Source organism: Halogeometricum borinquense DSM 11551 (assembly GCF_000172995.2).
Classification (GTDB): domain Archaea; phylum Halobacteriota; class Halobacteria; order Halobacteriales; family Haloferacaceae; genus Halogeometricum; species Halogeometricum borinquense.
The window spans coordinates 392,661-407,424 of record NC_014729.1; the positions used below are offsets into that span (position 1 = coordinate 392,661).

17 protein-coding genes are annotated in these 14,764 nt (G+C 57.7%); 4 read left to right on the forward strand and 13 right to left on the reverse strand.

Annotated elements, in window-relative coordinates; translation table 11 throughout:
* Positions 1–424 precede the first annotated feature (424 nt).
* The 7 genes from HBOR_RS01990 to HBOR_RS02025 all read right to left on the reverse strand — a co-directional run bounded on the left by HBOR_RS01990 (position 425) and on the right by HBOR_RS02025 (position 5,850).
* Entirely contained in the window at positions 425–979 is a 555-nt protein-coding gene (locus HBOR_RS01990; RefSeq protein ID WP_013440438.1) for a hypothetical protein, read from the reverse strand.
* 256 nt (positions 980–1,235) lie between these two features.
* Positions 1,236–1,754, reverse strand: a complete 519-nt coding sequence (locus tag HBOR_RS01995) for a hypothetical protein (RefSeq protein ID WP_006055416.1) — start codon at positions 1,752–1,754, stop codon at positions 1,236–1,238.
* The gene (locus tag HBOR_RS02000; RefSeq protein WP_049890431.1) at positions 1,755–2,057 is read right to left on the reverse strand and encodes a hypothetical protein; all 303 of its coding nucleotides are present in this window, start codon (positions 2,055–2,057) and stop codon (positions 1,755–1,757) included.
* Between the two features lie 326 nt (positions 2,058–2,383).
* On the reverse strand, positions 2,384–2,773 hold the full coding sequence (locus HBOR_RS02005) for a hypothetical protein (RefSeq protein WP_006055414.1): 390 nt from the start codon (positions 2,771–2,773) through the stop codon (positions 2,384–2,386).
* 259 nt (positions 2,774–3,032) lie between these two features.
* Positions 3,033–3,488, reverse strand: a complete 456-nt coding sequence (locus HBOR_RS02010) for a hypothetical protein (protein WP_006055413.1) — start codon at positions 3,486–3,488, stop codon at positions 3,033–3,035.
* A gap of 589 nt (positions 3,489–4,077) precedes the next feature.
* Positions 4,078–4,590: an ankyrin repeat domain-containing protein gene (locus HBOR_RS02020; RefSeq protein ID WP_006055410.1), complete on the reverse strand. Its 513-nt coding sequence runs from the start codon at positions 4,588–4,590 to the stop codon at positions 4,078–4,080.
* 6 nt (positions 4,591–4,596) lie between these two features.
* Complete coding sequence (locus HBOR_RS02025) at positions 4,597–5,850, reverse strand: eCIS core domain-containing protein (RefSeq protein ID WP_013440440.1); 1,254 nt, start codon at positions 5,848–5,850, stop codon at positions 4,597–4,599.
* Positions 5,851–5,963: 113 nt separating this feature from the next.
* Here HBOR_RS02025 and HBOR_RS02030 point away from each other — a divergent pair, with 113 nt between their 5' ends.
* Complete coding sequence (locus HBOR_RS02030; RefSeq protein ID WP_006055408.1) at positions 5,964–6,266, forward strand: hypothetical protein; 303 nt, start codon at positions 5,964–5,966, stop codon at positions 6,264–6,266.
* Between the two features lie 17 nt (positions 6,267–6,283).
* Here the strand turns inward: HBOR_RS02030 and HBOR_RS02035 are convergent, their stop codons facing one another.
* A complete protein-coding gene (locus HBOR_RS02035; RefSeq protein WP_006055407.1) occupies positions 6,284–6,574 on the reverse strand; it encodes a hypothetical protein in 291 nt (96 codons plus the stop codon).
* Positions 6,575–6,750: 176 nt separating this feature from the next.
* Between HBOR_RS02035 and HBOR_RS02040 the strand changes: the two genes are divergently transcribed.
* Positions 6,751–7,440 carry a plastocyanin/azurin family copper-binding protein gene (locus tag HBOR_RS02040; RefSeq protein ID WP_006055406.1) on the forward strand — a complete coding sequence of 230 codons (690 nt, stop codon included), beginning with the start codon at positions 6,751–6,753 and terminating at the stop codon, positions 7,438–7,440.
* A 42-nt stretch (positions 7,441–7,482) separates the two neighbouring features.
* Here HBOR_RS02040 and HBOR_RS02045 read toward each other — a convergent pair whose 3' ends face one another.
* From HBOR_RS02045 to HBOR_RS02055, 3 genes are all read right to left on the reverse strand, one after another.
* Positions 7,483–8,769: an MBL fold metallo-hydrolase gene (locus HBOR_RS02045; protein WP_006055405.1), complete on the reverse strand. Its 1,287-nt coding sequence runs from the start codon at positions 8,767–8,769 to the stop codon at positions 7,483–7,485.
* A 132-nt stretch (positions 8,770–8,901) separates the two neighbouring features.
* A complete protein-coding gene (locus HBOR_RS02050; RefSeq protein WP_006055404.1) occupies positions 8,902–10,092 on the reverse strand; it encodes an AI-2E family transporter in 1,191 nt (396 codons plus the stop codon).
* A gap of 73 nt (positions 10,093–10,165) precedes the next feature.
* Positions 10,166–10,960 carry a carbon-nitrogen family hydrolase gene (locus HBOR_RS02055; protein ID WP_013440443.1) on the reverse strand — a complete coding sequence of 265 codons (795 nt, stop codon included), beginning with the start codon at positions 10,958–10,960 and terminating at the stop codon, positions 10,166–10,168.
* A gap of 94 nt (positions 10,961–11,054) precedes the next feature.
* On the opposite strand from HBOR_RS02055, the gene HBOR_RS02060 reads away from it, so the two are divergent.
* Both HBOR_RS02060 and HBOR_RS02065 read left to right on the forward strand, forming a co-directional pair.
* Complete coding sequence (locus HBOR_RS02060) at positions 11,055–12,197, forward strand: FecCD family ABC transporter permease (RefSeq protein ID WP_013440444.1); 1,143 nt, start codon at positions 11,055–11,057, stop codon at positions 12,195–12,197.
* Between the two features lie 24 nt (positions 12,198–12,221).
* On the forward strand, positions 12,222–13,046 hold the full coding sequence (locus HBOR_RS02065) for an ABC transporter ATP-binding protein (RefSeq protein WP_241432363.1): 825 nt from the start codon (positions 12,222–12,224) through the stop codon (positions 13,044–13,046).
* A gap of 158 nt (positions 13,047–13,204) precedes the next feature.
* On the opposite strand, the gene HBOR_RS02070 is transcribed toward HBOR_RS02065, so the two are convergent.
* Complete coding sequence (locus tag HBOR_RS02070) at positions 13,205–13,522, reverse strand: hypothetical protein (RefSeq protein ID WP_006055400.1); 318 nt, start codon at positions 13,520–13,522, stop codon at positions 13,205–13,207.
* 70 nt (positions 13,523–13,592) lie between these two features.
* Positions 13,593–14,759 carry a Cdc6/Cdc18 family protein gene (locus HBOR_RS02075; RefSeq protein ID WP_006055399.1) on the reverse strand — a complete coding sequence of 389 codons (1,167 nt, stop codon included), beginning with the start codon at positions 14,757–14,759 and terminating at the stop codon, positions 13,593–13,595.
* Between the last annotated feature and the right edge of the window lie 5 nt (positions 14,760–14,764).

Genomic DNA, 14,764 nt, shown 5'->3' on the forward strand with positions numbered 1-14,764 from the left:
TGGCGGCCTGCCTGATATCGTCGAGCTACGCGTCTGGTGAGTCCATTTTAGCGAGTTGGTTCGGGAGATGATCCGACAGCAGACAGAATTCGACTGTGAGAAAAAACAAGTCCTTGGACGGTCAGGGAACCACTACGAGGTTGATGCTGTCCCGCTAATTAAGGGCCGACAGAATGAGCGATACCTTCATCTCATCAATATCAAAGACACCATCGTCGCCAATACCAACAACAGTACGTGGTACAACCGTGTTGATCGCGCCCATGCGCGGATGGACGAAGTGGTTGGGGACTTCCTCCCGAAGTCGCTCGTGTTAGGTGAATTCAGTGATGTCGGTGACCGGTCATTCAGGGCTGAGTTTGCGTCAATTGGGGCCCGAATCATCGATATTGAGTCGTTCGGGACCTTGATCGAAGAAATCGAATTATTTGCAGACAATCCAGCCCTGTTTACTCAGCGTCCACCTATTGACAGATAGTCGCCCGTGAACATCCTGCACGCAGCGCGAAGTGGTTCTGAAGTCCCCGTCTGGGGCGGTCGCGAACGTGAGTGCCATATCGCGATCACACTGCATGATGTTAACCTCTAACAGCTCGTTTTGATACGTTTCGACCACGTAGACGGTCGTCTGACTTTCGTTCCAGTCGTCGACGAACTGCGTACTGTTGCCATCCGAGACTGTCGACACACGGTCCGAACATACCGGGTCGTGGAGAGTGACGTTAGTGTAGTTCGCCTCGGTCTGTAGTTCCTCTATCTCAACGAGCGTTTGATGTCCATCTCTTGTGGTAACGTCGAAGCGAAGTTTCTCAGGACTCTCTTGAGCACTTTGGAAGGCCGTGACCAAGTAGCTTGATTCTCGTTCGTTCTCGATAAGGATCTGTGTCTCATCGTCGGAGAGCAGTGTCGTGAAACCGACAACCAGTACGAGACTGGTCAAGAGACTGGTGAGAATCACTCGGCGTGAGGGCAGTTGCATCGGGTTAATTGCGTTCCCTCTCCCGGTATGCGTTTTGGGATGCAACGACGAAGCGACATAGTGAACTGAGACTCACTAGCGCACAGTTGCTGTCCTTGCACATAGGGAGAGAAACGTATATGAAATCCTGCCTAATCACGTCCAAGTCTGCTGAACGAGGGACTCACTTACCGGCAGACTGCGTCGTCGGCCAGTGCTGAGGAGTCGTTAGCGGACGTCACTTATGTGTCAGTCTGAGTGACGGTAGGCTGGATGGTTAACTACTATCATCTTCCAATACTGAGCGTGCCCGCTGGACGTAACTATTTGTGTCCCAACTTCGGGCGGTACTGATGTCGTCCAAGAGAGTACATGCCTCAGCGGGCATCAATTGTCCTGTTCGGACGAATACCGAAAGCAGTGTCGGCGTCGTCACAAGTCGTGTATCGACTAGTGACGCGTGAATCAGTCCCAGCGAGTTGAATTCATCACAGAGGAAGAGGGCGGCGTCGATATCGTTTGCGAGTGTCACGGCGGCGTTCTCGCCATCATCGAGTGGGAACTCAACATCCAAATCTACTGACCGAACCAGCAGCTCGGCAGTCTGGTCAAGGACGACGGTTGCGGCGTGTCCATGCGCATCATCATACGAGGCAATCTCTCGGAGTTCTTCAATAACCACCTTTGGGACGGACACATCATAGCCGGTGAGACAGCGTGAGAGGGGATTCGGGTCGGAGTCGGAAACGATGCCCAGACTCACGAGTGCGGATGTGTCTGCGACTAGCGCTGCCATCTATACGTCGGCGACCTCGTCGACGAAACTGTCGTCCAACTGCTGTTTCAACACCCGGAGGTTTGCCGCCTCTTCGGCGCCGACGAGCGCTTTGAGTTGCTCGAACGTGATCTCGTCGTCGTAATAGGCGGCGGCAATCTCCTGGACGAGTGCGTCGTCGTGAGCGGCGTCTTGGAGGTATTCCCGAAGCGCGGTCACGAGGACGTCTGTTCGGTCTTCCCCGAGGACGGCGGCCAGTGCGTCGGCCCGGTCGATAAGCCGATTGGGGGCCCGAAACTGCACTCGCTTCTTATCTGTACTCATGATGTGTACAATGTGAGCCAGCACACTTAGTCGTTTTCGTGTGTACAATGTGAGCCTCACTAGGTCTCTATCGATTACTCGCTGCTCAACGCAGTCGATAGCGAGTCGTGTTCGTCAGCAAGGACTTCAACAAGACCAAAGAAACGGAGAGTCGGCGGTCCAATCACCGTGGAGCACTGGATGAATCACGTCCGGGTCCGCACCAGCCGAGTCGGTTTTGCACACGTCAATTCGTCGCCCGTGTGCAGTTTCACGGAAGCGACGATCTCTACGTGAAACTGCAAGCATGTCAATTGCCGACAGCTACCTTCGGTGTAACCGCTTCCTTAGACTTCACGTGCCCACTCAAGTCCCTCGTCGAGAGTATCGAAGTCAGCAATTTCTGCCTGTGGAACCTTCATCCGAGATTTGACTGCCATTCCGGTGATTCCCTCTGCAACGAATCCAACCTTCTCAACACCAGCGTATTTGCAGTTGCCAGACCACTCTTCAGCCATATACTCTTGTGTCTCCGCTGAGAGATTTGTCTTATCGCCAAAGATTGCTAAGGTAGCTGTAATATCTTCTTTACTCGCCCGTTCACGATAATGCTGGCTGACTGCTTCTAGCGTTTCATCTGCGAATCCTGCCCAGCCGCGGATATCCCAGACACCGACATTATCGCGTTTTTGGAATTCCCATTCGTACTCGTCAGAATTCGGTAGTTTCGATCCCATGATACATAGCGAGTTAATAACTAGATCCGAATATATCTGCCCGTACCTGCAGAGACAATCAGATATCGTAACCGTTCTATAATCCTTTCTGGTTATAGATTCAACATTTGTTGGGTGATTATTTACAGCGGTAGCGAGGCGAAAGCCCATCCCCTTAGGGGCAGAAGGAAGCCGACAACTGGGGACCTATCCACACTCGTAGCCACGCTGGGGTTGGATGTTTGCATAACAACACCCTCGTTGAGGGAAACCAAGCTACTCAGTCAACCTGTTCGTTGGCCCAGTTGTTTATGTAGTGTTGTTTCTTCTCCTGTCTGTGCCACAGCATTAGGATGTCCTCGTCAGCGTTCTCGTCTTCCCGGCTTGCGGCCCATTTGTTCGGGTCGAAGTCTGGTCTGTCCTGCCACCACGCATCATAGGTAGTGGTAAATGTATTACTGTTGTCATAGATTCGGAAACTGGTCTTTCCGTTCTCATAGTCATGGTTGTAGGTTACTTCTGTGCCCGGACTGTACAGGTCCCAAGTTGTCCCGTCGATTTGGACGAGTATCGTATTTTTTTCTGAATCTGGATAGATAGCAACCCAGACACCGTCTACTTCGCTGCAAACACCCGAGATGTCTTGGTCTTCTATATCTGTGAATTCATCACCCACTCCCTCAGAGAGGTCGAACTGAGTGTATTCCACGAACCGGTCGAAGTTCCTCAGTTTCATTCTCACCGCCAACGATCACCTAGATGAATGCACTACCGCTGTAGGGCTTCGGACCACGGTTCGATCCAATTGTTCTTGTCCTCCTCATTAATCGAGAGGTATTTTATGTACCCGAAGAAGTCTTTCATCTCGTTGTCTTGTTCTTCGAAGGTGAGCCATTCACTTGGCTTTAGATGAGGGACTTCTTTCCACCAGGCATCATACGTCGTCTCGAAACTGTTGTCATTATCTTCGATTTTGAAGTAGGTCTTGTCCTGGTCGTACTTGTGCTCGTAGGTTATCTTACTGTCCTCGCCGTAGATATCCCAAGTAACTCAGTCAATGTGAACGATTAAACTCTCACCATCCGCATCTGGGTATACAGCAATCCATCGGTTGTCTATGTTTTTACAGAACCCCGATGTCGCTTCGTCTTCGATTTCTTGAAACTCGCTAACGCTATCGTCCGAAGGATCGAAACAGGTGTATTCCGACCGTCGGTTGAACTGTTTCAAGTACATTTTATGAACTAGTCGGGTCCTGTCTGCTGTCCAGCGTCCGAACGACCATTATAGAATATCGATCGACGCCCTCGTCGTGATCAAACTGCCTACTCGTCAACGTAGGGGTCCAACAGCTCCACCACGTCCGTTATCCCATGCTTTTTCACCCACTCCAGCACAGATTCCCCGGACTCATCTGTCGCCGTCGGATCAGCACCGTGTTCAAGGAGCAGTTTCACGAACTTCCGATCACTTCGGCCCCTCGTAACCGCCACCGAGAGCGGACATCTCCCCTTGTTATCGAAGATATTCGGGTCAGCACCCGCCTCAAGCAATACCTCGGCTGTGTCATAGCTTTCAACTTCTATCGCATGAAGCAACGCTGTGTGACCTCCATTATTTTGAGCATCCAGATCGATCCCCCGATCAATCAGCTCCCTCGCTATTTCTGGACGATCTGCACCCGCGGCCTTATGCAAAAGGGTACTTCCATTGTCTGACCGATGAGTCAGGTCAGCGTCATCAATGAGCTCATCGAACTCCTCTGTATTGCCCTGGATAATCGCCGATTCAATGTCGGTACTAATGTACAGATCGTCGGGTCCTTTGTCTTCACTCATAGTTTTTCACTCCAGTGGTCCCCATTTTTCTGCCCAGTATTCGCCTTCTTGCTCATGCTCCCCGGAACTGCTCGCGCGATGTGATTCTGGCTGATAGTGGTCCGGATTTCTGTACTCTGCTAAGAACTCTTCACGGGTAATAATTCCTCTCAGATAGTACTCGACCAGATACCAGTACTCTCGCCTGGGTTTATGCCCCATACACCATTCATCACGATCCAGCGGTACCTCATCGACGGCACAAAACACAACACCATTAGGACCTTTCGCCCTGTTCCACACCTCTTCCCGCTGCCCTGGTTCATACCTTGGACGTTGGTCGTGTCCATAGGGCTTCTCCTCACGCTTTGTTCGCTTCTTGGCTATCTCTTCCTTCAGTGGGCCAAATTCCCCATTCGGGCGTCGTTTTTGATCCTCGTGATGACGCTGGACATGAACCTCGGAGTGCTCCATGCGATACACGCCGATTTTCCCACCTTGCATCACGCGCTGGGCGGTTTCTTCGGCTTCCCGTTCCAAGCGCGGGTCCGGGTCAATCTCTAACTCGCCCTCTTGGGGGAGCATCGACACGGTACCACCTGTTTGCTGTCTCACGTGTGCTAACTCGTGGGCGAGAATATGCTGGCCTTCCGCCGAACTTGGGTGGTACTCGCCGTGATTGAACGCAACATGATTCCCAACGGTAAACGCGCGGGCGTTGATGTCCTCACAGGCTTTCGCAGCCGATGGACCCGTGTGAATCCGGACGTCACCGAGGTTGTCACCCATCCGGTCTTCCATCACGCGCTGAATCGAAGCGTTCAGCGACTGTCCCGGCGAGGAAATCACGTCCCGAACCGAATCCGGGACCTGTGTGTCGCCAGCTTTCGACGCCTCGTGGTGCGCGCCGCGACTACGCTGGACAGATTTAGCGTTCCGGCGTTCGATGTCCTTTGGGACTTCTGCGGGGCGTTCTTTCTGACGCTGGCGGAACGCGCGCATGTCGCGTGGCTTGCCTATCGTATCGACGGTCATTCCCTCGTCGGCCCATTCTCGGACTTGACCTGCGCCGTGTTTCTTGGCCAGTCGCTGAATCTTCGTATCCAGCCCGTCCATGTAGATCTCTACCCCGAAGCGAGATTCACACTCTTGGGGCGTTAGCGAACCACCGCCACCACGACTCCGATTCCGATTCGAGCCTCCCGTCAACTCTTGAATAGACGGAACGGACGAGGACTCTTTGCTCGGAGTCGTCCGCTCGTTCGCAGACCGAAATCTCATTCTTACTGCAAACTTGATAGCTATCCTATATAATTACTCGCGCCTAGACCGCGGCGGTGTGTAGAGACGGCCGTGCCAGCGGTTTCTTGCGCTTCGAGTTCCAACGATCACGTATGCCCAGTACCGCCCCGTCGTTCGACCCCGAGGAGTTGATGACCTCGTTGGAAGACGAATTCGGCGGACGGGAGGCCGAACGGCGCGTTGTCGCCCGACAGGCGCGTGATCTCGCGGACTCCGGGAAGGTCGAACGCGACCGCGGGCAACCACTCACCGTCGAAGAAGTGGTACGGCAGATGCGCGACGCGCCGGACGATTCGACCATCCCTGAACGCTGGAACTGGTGGCTCGGCTCATTGGAAGCCGCGTACGGCGGCTACCGCGAATTCCAAGTGACGCGCATCCCCAACGGTGACTGACTCGCTCCCGGCCCCCGTCACTCGGACGACAAAAGTTCCGCGACGAGTTCTCGTGCCCTCTCTACGTGTTTGTCGGCCGCGTCGTCGCCCGTCTTTTCGACGTTCGAGAGGAGGTTAGAGACGGTTTCGATGCGCGACTTCACGACCGCCGGTGCGACGTTCGGATCGTCGGCTACGTCGCCCGCAACGGCTTCCGCCTCTCCGAGATGTGCGCTCGCGGTTCGTTCGACCGGCCGTTCGGCCGTCGCAGCGAGGTGGTCGTGCAGTTTTCGGAGTTTCGCCCGCGTCGCTTCGTCCACGCTCGTCATTGCTTCGGAAAGAGGCTCCTGCGTCATCAACGCAGTGGGTGCGGCGCGGTGGTACCCACTGAAGGGGGTAGTCGCGGTCCGCAAACGCTTCCCGAATACCGGCGATTTGTTGTCATAGAGACCTTTTCTGGGCCATATCCTCGGACTCTTAGTGGGTAACCGCAAGGTGCGTAACGATGACTGATTCACCGCTCACGCGCCGACGGGTACTTCGAGCGACGACTGGGTTGGCTGTCGTCGGACTTGCAGGCTGTACGACAGGGGAAAACGGCGATTCAACGAACGGAACTGCCACTGGCAGCCACGAGGGAACTGCGACCGAATCGGGACACAGCGAAGGGGGAACTGCGTCCGGACACCACGATAGCGACGGTCACGAGGACAGCCACAGCCACGAAGACGACGGCCACAGCCACGACGAGACGGTTGGCGAACCGACGGACACTGCCGTCGTGAAAATGCTCTCGAAGGACGGAGGCTACCACTTTTCGCCGCACGTTGTGCGGGTAACTGTCGGGGGAACCGTGACTTTCCAGAACGAAAGTGGGAGTCACTCCACGACCGCCTACCACCCTGACAACGGACAGCCACAGCTCGTCCCCGACGGCGCGGCCGCATGGGACAGCGGAATACTCTCAGAACAGGGGGCGACGTTCGAGCACACGTTCGAGACCGAGGGCGTCTACCACTACTACTGTACGCCTCACGAATCGATGGGAATGATTTCGACTGTCATCGTCGGCGAACCCGATGCACACGGTCAACCGGCGCTCGAAACGTCACTTGCAGACAAATCCGAGACCGTGCGGACGAAGATAGCGAACCTCAACGAGCAAGTAAACGAAGCACTCGGGAACACGCACTGACGTTCCGCTTTCCGGAGCGATGATCCCGACAGCCGGGTCATCCTAATTCACGGTGACTTTCTCACCCAGCTCTGGTGCCGAGGCGTCGAATCCATCGTCGTTCAGTTCATCCGCGAACAACTCACAGCGGTCGCCGTGGTTGACGAGAATTGGGGCCTCTCGATACGCTGAAAGCAACTCCAGCAGGCCGTCGCGGTCTGCGTGGGCGGAGAAATCGTACCACTCGACCTGCGCGCTGACCGGCATCACCCGCTCATCGATCTCCGCTCGCCCGCGCTCCAGTAGGTCGCGGCCGGGAGTCCCTTCGACTTGATACCCAGTCAGCGTGATCTTGTTCGTCGGGTTCGACCGAATTTCTGGGACGTATGTCATCGCCGGGCCGCCGGAGAGCATCCCGCTGGTCGTGACGATAACAGTATTCTGTTTGGCGATGCGTCTTCGCTGTCCGTCACGACCGGTGACGAAGCGAGCGTTGGACTTCGCCCGTCGCAGGGCGTCTTCGTCCCGAACGAACTCGGGATGCCGACGGAGCATCTTCGTCACCTGCTTGCCCATCCCATCGACGTAGCAGTCGATATCGTTGGCCGCACAGACCAGTAGCATCTCCTGCGTTCGACCGATGGCGAACGCCGGAATGACGACCGTACCACCCTCCCAAACCGCCGTCCGGACGCTCTCGACGAAACGCTTCTCGATTCGCTGGCGACGCTCGTGTTCGACGTCGGAGTAGGTACTCTCGCAGATGATGACATCTGCATCGGGCCGCGCAGTGGAGGCAGACACAAGCCGTTGATCGTCAGTGTGGAAATCCGCAGTGTAGAAGAGTCGCGTATCGCCGTCATCGATAAGAACGTGCGCGCTTCCGGGAATATGTCCCGCGTTGTAGAAGGTAACTTCGTGCCCCGCGGCCTCGAACGTTTCTCGATAGCTGTGCGTCTCCGAGACTTGCGTGACGCGGCGGATCTCCTCCTCGGTAAACGGGCAATCGTAGGTCCCACCGCGTCGTCTTTGACCCTGTGAGCCTCCGGTCGCTCCGCGTCCGGAGATTCCCCGGAGCTTCAGCGTATCCCGTGCGAGCGTCAGTGCCAGTTCGCGCGTCGGTGGTGTCCAGTGGATTGGCGGTCGTCGGTCACCGGAGAGTAGCGAGGGGACCGCGCCGACGTGGTCGAGATGTCCGTGACTGACGACGACTGCATCTGGCTCGGGCGTGTCCACCGGAAACTGTGGCGGGTTTCCGGTCAACATCCCGTAATCGAGGAGTAAGCGGTCGTTCACGAGGATGGCACTCCGGCCGACCTCGCGCGCACCGCCGAGAAACCGAATATCCATGTTGCTCTTGATAGCGAGGCGCACCGTTTGGATTCGTCGCTTTTAACGTCAGCGCAGTTGTCGTCGGTCGGGTGTCACACACGACAAAACGAGGGGCGGAGACGACTGCCTGTCAGATACCGTTCGCAGATTTCAGTCGTCGGCTGTGCTCGTCGCCTCGAAATCGGAGATTTTCTGTTGTTCGTCGTCGATTGCGCTGAGCGGATTGCGTCCGCGGGCGTCGGGTTTGAGCGGTTCGCCGGTGACGAGTTCAGGGAGAACGATTCGGACGAAGTGGACGGCGATAACGAGAAGAAGCGGGCCTAAGAACAGTCCGTACCAGCCGAACAGCGCGGGGCCGATGATGTAGGCGAACATCACCGTCCCGGTGTGGAGATTCCGTCCGGAGACGTACGGTCGAAGCAGGAAATCGGGAATCGTATCGACGACGACGAGTGAGACAGCGCCGTAGGCGAGCGCGACCCAGAAGGCATCGGGTGCGGTCAGTGCGGCTTCCACTGCGAGCAGCACCGTTACCGGAACATAGACGATTTTCATCCCGACGACGGGAATGAGACTTGCGGCTCCCGTCAACGCGCCGAGAAGCGTCGGCGACGGGATCCACAACGAGGGTGGGGCAAACAGGTTGATGGCGTTGTAGGAGACGGCGGCGATAACGGCGATAGCGAACGCGTTCAGGATATTGCCGAAGTAGATGGTCCGAAGGTCGCGGTCAACTGCGGTCATGTAGGCGTCCATAACTCCGCCGTGTCCCGAGAGGTTCTCGCGCGTCCACGCGGAGAGTCGTCTATCGTCACGCAGAAGGTAGAACGCGAAGGCGAAGGCGATGAACAACTGAAACGCCGCATCAAGGATGAACGACGCCGTTCCCGCGATGGACGAGAGAACTGCTTCGACCGTTGCGGTGTCCGTCATGTCAACTAACTCGCTCGGATTTTCGAGGAGCGTTGCCAGCAGTTCGCTGGGTGCCTGTAACGATTCGAACGAACCGAGATACGGTTTCAGCGCCGCCAGTATCCCCTGTTGGTTCTGTCCGACGAACGCACTCAGTTCTTGAACCGCGATGAGCACGGTGTAGTTGACGAGGAGAACCACAGGAAGCGAAAGGACGAGCAGCGCCACGGCCGCCCCGATGCTCGGTTGTCCGATTCGCCCGCGAATCCGTGAGTACACCGGACGTGTCGCATAGTATAGAAACAGCCCTAGCATGAACGTGCCGAGGAACGCGTCGGCAACGAACGCTAAGACGACAAATATCGCTACTCCGAGGACCCACCATATCGCCCGTGACCGATCGATAGTTGAGGTGAAACCGAAATGCATCGTCGTGGATTGGTTCGACGGGGACTAAACTCCTCGCCTCACTGTCACCAGAGCGGTCGGTTCGTCCTGTCAGTCACTCGTCGATGGTGTAGTCGCCCCTAAAGCGTCTATCGTGGAGGGCCGGGAACTCGGCGCGCACCTCCTCGACGGTTTCGCGGTCGATTTCGGCCGTGACGGTACGGTCGCCGTTCCCGGCGTTCGCGCGCTGGATACCCCACGGGTCCACAACGACGCTTTGCCCGCCTAACTCGACACCGCGGTTCGTTCCGGTGAGGTTTGCAGCGACGAGGAATAACTGATTCTCGACGGCACGCGTGCGCGTGAGGAGGTGCCAGTGGTCCGACCGAGCGGCCGGCCACGCCGACGTAACTAACAGGAGTTCGACGCCGCGTTCGACAAGTTGGCGGTACAGTTCGGGAAATCTGAGGTCGTAACAGGTTGTGAGTCCGACGGTACCGAGGTCGGTCTCGACGGCGCACACTTCTTCGCCCGGCGTCAGAACCGTGCTCTCCTCGGACTCGTACCCGAATAGGTGGATCTTCCGATAGGAGGCGATTCGCTCGCCTGCGGGGTCGAACAGCAGACTCGTGTTGTACAGGTCGTCGCCGTCGCGCTCGACGATGCTCCCTCCATGAAGGTGAATATCGAGTTCGTCGGCCAACTCGGCTAGCCGAGTTGCCGTCGGACCGTCGAGCGGTTCGGCAGCGTCGTCGTACGCGTCGAAGGCGAAATAGCCCACGTTCCACATCTCGGGCAGGACAACTAACTCCGCTCCCCGCTTGGCGGCGTCGCGGACGCGCGAGACGGCGCGTTCGACGTTCGCTTCGACCGACTCCTCGGCCGTCAGTTGGACGGCAGCCACGTTCATATCCGGATGTTCCACCCGCGTCGCTTAGGAGTTGCCGTCAGCATGTCGATGTCGTAACTGATTTACCAGTCGTTTAGGTATACCTAAAGCAAAGATGTCTGGAGACACGCGAACAAATCGGGTACTGAGCAGCCGTGGAGTGCTCGCGTGGGTGGACGCGAAGCTCCTGTCGGTCTGCCTCACGAGTGTGGCGATGGTCGTTCTCGCCGGTCTCGTGCAGGTGAGCTTCGGGACGTACTCGATGACAATCGAACAGGCGTGGCGTGCAGTTCTCGACCCCACCGTGATTTTCGACTCACGGTGGTTGCTTAACTTCCTCGTCGGTGAGGAACTGATGCGCTTTATCACGGGATTTCAGGGTGAACTGCCGGAACTGGCAAACGAGACGCTCATCGTCTGGAGTATCCGACTGCCGCGTGTCTTCGTTGGCATCCTTGTTGGCGCAAATCTCGCAATTTCGGGGGCGATCTTTCAGGCGGTCACCCGGAACGAACTCGCAAGCCCGTACATCCTCGGTGTCAGTTCCGGTGCCGGTCTCGCTATCCTCCTGACTCTCGTTGTCTTCAGCGGCCTCGCACCGTTTCTCCCACTCATCGCGGCGGCCGGCGGTGCCATCGCATTCTTCCTCGTATACATCATCGCGTGGCAGAACGGGACCTCGCCCGTCCGTTTGGTCCTCGCTGGCGTCATCGTCTCAACCGTCTTCCAGTCGCTTCAGACGGGCATTTTCTTCTTCGCTGACGACCTGGCGGTCGTTCAGAGCGCTATCGCGTGGACGACGGGCTCTTTGACCGGTGTCGATTGGGAACAGGTCCGACTCGCCCTTCCCTCGACAACGCTCGCCGTCATTCTTGCCGCCCTTGGCGCACGACAGTTGAACGTCCTCTTGCTTGGCGAACAGACGGCGCGTTCGCTCGGGATGTCTGTCGAGCGGACTCGATTCTTACTCTCCGGCGTCGCCATCCTCGCGGCGAGTGCCGCAATTGCCGCCGCCGGTATCGTCGGCTTCGTCGGTCTCATCGTTCCGCACGTCGTCCGCAACCTCGTCGGGAGCGACTACAAGCGCCTGATGGTCGGGTGTTTGTTCGTCGGCCCCGCGCTGATGGTTATCGCGGACGTAGGCGCGCGATTGGCGATGGCTCCCGTGCAGGTGCCGGTCGGCATCGTCACGGGACTCATCGGCGGACCGTACTTCCTCTACCTCATGCGGAAACAACAAGACTTGGGTGATGTCTAAATGGCTGAAAGCGAATACGAACACATGACTGTGGAACAGACGCAAAACAAAGGCGAACAAACCGACGTAGTAAGCGCGCTTGTCGGTGACGACCTGACGCTGTCGTATGCGACGACTGACCAGCCAGTCGTCGAGTGCGACAGAATCGACATTCCGCGCGGGGAGATAACCGCGCTCGTCGGTCCGAACGGCAGTGGGAAGAGTACGCTGTTGAAGGCGCTCTCGAAGCAACTCGCCCCAGACACCGGGAACGTCCTGCTCGACGGACAGACGATTCAGGAGTACGGCGACAAGGAGTTCGCCCGCGAACTCGGACTGCTCTCCCAAGAAAACGACTCTCCGAACACGATTACCGTCGAAGAGTTGGCCTACCACGGTCGCTATCCGCACCGCGGCTTCTTCGAACAGGTTAGCGAGGAAGACGAGGAGGCAGTCGAACGCGCCATCGACCTCGCCGGCGTCGATCACATTCGCGACCAGACGGTCGGCAATCTCAGTGGCGGCCAAAAGCAACTCGCGTGGATTGCGATGGTACTCGCACAGGATACCGATGTGCTTCTCCTCGACGAACCGACGACGTATCTCGACTTACACCACCAACTCCGCGTGATGGAAACGGTCCAACAACTGAACGACCGGCGCGACGTAACCATCGCCGTTGTGCTCCACGACATCGCCCAAGCCGCCCGCTTTGCCGACTATCTCATCGCGCTGCAAGACGGTGAGGTGTACGACTGGGGACCGCCGCGCGAAGTCGTTACCGAGGAACTCCTCGCGGATGTGTTCCGTGTTGAAGCAGCCGTGTCTTACACGCCAGATCCCGAAATAATCCCCAAACATTCACTGTAGCGTTCGCGTTTTCTGACCGTCTGTCATCGCGGACGAAACGAGTTTCAAACGGTAGCCAGACCTGCGGGTGTTCTCCTCTGCCGCGGTCACGAAAGCCAGACCACAGAAAAATTCCAGCACGCCGTCGTCTCACACATACACAGCACTCACTGCCAGCGTTACGCAGTCGCGTTCGACCGCGTTGGCCCCGTGGCGGCCGCGGACACGAGGAGAGCGACGGCGACGGGAAGTGCGGCGAGACCGACGGTAAACTGCCAGAACCCGAAAAGAAACAGACCGATCACACCGACGAGCGCCACGCCGAGCCGATTGGTCACCACGCCGAACGCGCCGACCCAGCCCGCACCGGCCATCACCCCGAACAGGACGAAACGACTCGTGCTGTATCCGGGCCGCGGAAGCAACGCGAGGAGGGCGAACGTCAGTGCGGTGGCGGCGATGACTGCGATCGATCGCCCGAGTTCCTCATAGCCCATACTTGTTGTTATATATCTGAACTGTTTCAGTGTTTCGACGGCTGTACTCCCGCTCTTCCGAGCAGGGAGATCAGTCAGCGCCGCGTGTGAGTCGGAGGAACGCCCGCGTCGGCACGCGCGTTTCCACTCGACTCGGCGGACGACCCGCGCCGTTCGTCTCTTTGACGGGCACGCGTTCGACGATGCCCGATTCGGCGAATTCGTAGAGATAGCGCGTGATGGTGCTCTCAGACAGAGATGCCGCGGACGCGATTGTTGACGCGGCGCGGCCGACTGACGACCGGTCCGTCGCGTCGAGTGCTACGAGACGGCGGAGGACGGTCAGGCGGTTCTCAGAAAGCGTGAGGACGCGACCTAAAGCGATGCACGGACGCGGGACGGACTCCATCCCGGCGTCGAGGTGGTCGTCTTCGATCACGCCGCTGTCGTCGTCGAGTGCGATGTCAACCGCGCCGAGAAGTGCCGCGAGTGCGTCGTGTGCGTCGCCGTCGGCCCATGCCGCGAGTCGTCGGAGCTGCTGATGCGTCGTCGCGTTTCTCGTTAGCCCGGTCGAAACGCGAGCGGTCAACAGGTCTGTGAGTTCAGCGCGGTGGTATGGCTCGACAGTGACCGTTCTCGTCGCTCGCGGATCGGGGAGTACCTCTTCGGGGTCCGTTCGCCCGACAGCAACCCACGAGGTTCGGTGACCGAGACTCTCTAGTTCCCCGGCGAACGATGCCAACCGGTCGGTTCCGTTCTCGTCAGCGTGGTCCATCGCCACTACGAGAATACGCCCGCCGCGGAGATGACGACTGACGCGAGTCCGGAGATCAGTCGTCGAGAGTCCACGTTGTGGGATGGATTCGCTCGTCATCGCATCAAGAATCGTATGGTAAAACTCGAACTCGCTCGTCGCTTCGCGGAGGTCCACGTACGCGAACGACCGCGTGTCGGCACTCCCACCGCGCGTCGTCGTCACGATTGAATCTTCCGGCGACGAAAGCAGTCGGGTGAACTGCGAGAACAGCGCCGAGACGACGGCTGACTTTCCCGATCCGGCGGGACCGTGAACGTAGACGTTCTCCGGCGTTCGGTGTTCGAAAACCGGCTCGAGTCGGTCGAGGAGTCGTTCGATGGTCGGTCCTCGCCCCGTCGGCTCCGGGGAGTGCCAGACCGGACTCAACGAGGCCTCTTCGAGGACTAACTGTCGTCTATCACCGCGTCGTTTGCGTTGAAGGATTCGTTCTTCGAGGTTCATCCGAG

What these genes read in the sequence shown, in the direction of transcription:
- HBOR_RS02070 (WP_006055400.1), bottom strand. Translation starts at nt 13,522, where the DNA reads ATGGGCTATGAGGAACTCGGGCGATCGATCGCAGTCATCGCCGCCACC.
- HBOR_RS02055 (WP_013440443.1), bottom strand. Translation starts at nt 10,960, where the DNA reads ATGAACGTGGCTGCCGTCCAACTGACGGCCGAGGAGTCGGTCGAAGCG.
- HBOR_RS02020 (WP_006055410.1), bottom strand. Translation starts at nt 4,590, where the DNA reads ATGAGTGAAGACAAAGGACCCGACGATCTGTACATTAGTACCGACATT.
- HBOR_RS02075 (WP_006055399.1), bottom strand. Translation starts at nt 14,759, where the DNA reads ATGAACCTCGAAGAACGAATCCTTCAACGCAAACGACGCGGTGATAGA.
- HBOR_RS02050 (WP_006055404.1), bottom strand. Translation starts at nt 10,092, where the DNA reads ATGCATTTCGGTTTCACCTCAACTATCGATCGGTCACGGGCGATATGG.
- HBOR_RS02060 (WP_013440444.1), top strand. Translation starts at nt 11,055, where the DNA reads ATGTCTGGAGACACGCGAACAAATCGGGTACTGAGCAGCCGTGGAGTG.
- HBOR_RS02025 (WP_013440440.1), bottom strand. Translation starts at nt 5,850, where the DNA reads ATGAGATTTCGGTCTGCGAACGAGCGGACGACTCCGAGCAAAGAGTCC.
- HBOR_RS02000 (WP_049890431.1), bottom strand. Translation starts at nt 2,057, where the DNA reads ATGAGTACAGATAAGAAGCGAGTGCAGTTTCGGGCCCCCAATCGGCTT.
- HBOR_RS01995 (WP_006055416.1), bottom strand. Translation starts at nt 1,754, where the DNA reads ATGGCAGCGCTAGTCGCAGACACATCCGCACTCGTGAGTCTGGGCATC.
- HBOR_RS01990 (WP_013440438.1), bottom strand. Translation starts at nt 979, where the DNA reads ATGCAACTGCCCTCACGCCGAGTGATTCTCACCAGTCTCTTGACCAGT.
- HBOR_RS02065 (WP_241432363.1), top strand. Translation starts at nt 12,222, where the DNA reads ATGACTGTGGAACAGACGCAAAACAAAGGCGAACAAACCGACGTAGTA.
- HBOR_RS02035 (WP_006055407.1), bottom strand. Translation starts at nt 6,574, where the DNA reads ATGACGAGCGTGGACGAAGCGACGCGGGCGAAACTCCGAAAACTGCAC.
- HBOR_RS02045 (WP_006055405.1), bottom strand. Translation starts at nt 8,769, where the DNA reads ATGGATATTCGGTTTCTCGGCGGTGCGCGCGAGGTCGGCCGGAGTGCC.
- HBOR_RS02040 (WP_006055406.1), top strand. Translation starts at nt 6,751, where the DNA reads ATGACTGATTCACCGCTCACGCGCCGACGGGTACTTCGAGCGACGACT.
- HBOR_RS02005 (WP_006055414.1), bottom strand. Translation starts at nt 2,773, where the DNA reads ATGGGATCGAAACTACCGAATTCTGACGAGTACGAATGGGAATTCCAA.
- HBOR_RS02030 (WP_006055408.1), top strand. Translation starts at nt 5,964, where the DNA reads ATGCCCAGTACCGCCCCGTCGTTCGACCCCGAGGAGTTGATGACCTCG.
- HBOR_RS02010 (WP_006055413.1), bottom strand. Translation starts at nt 3,488, where the DNA reads ATGAAACTGAGGAACTTCGACCGGTTCGTGGAATACACTCAGTTCGAC.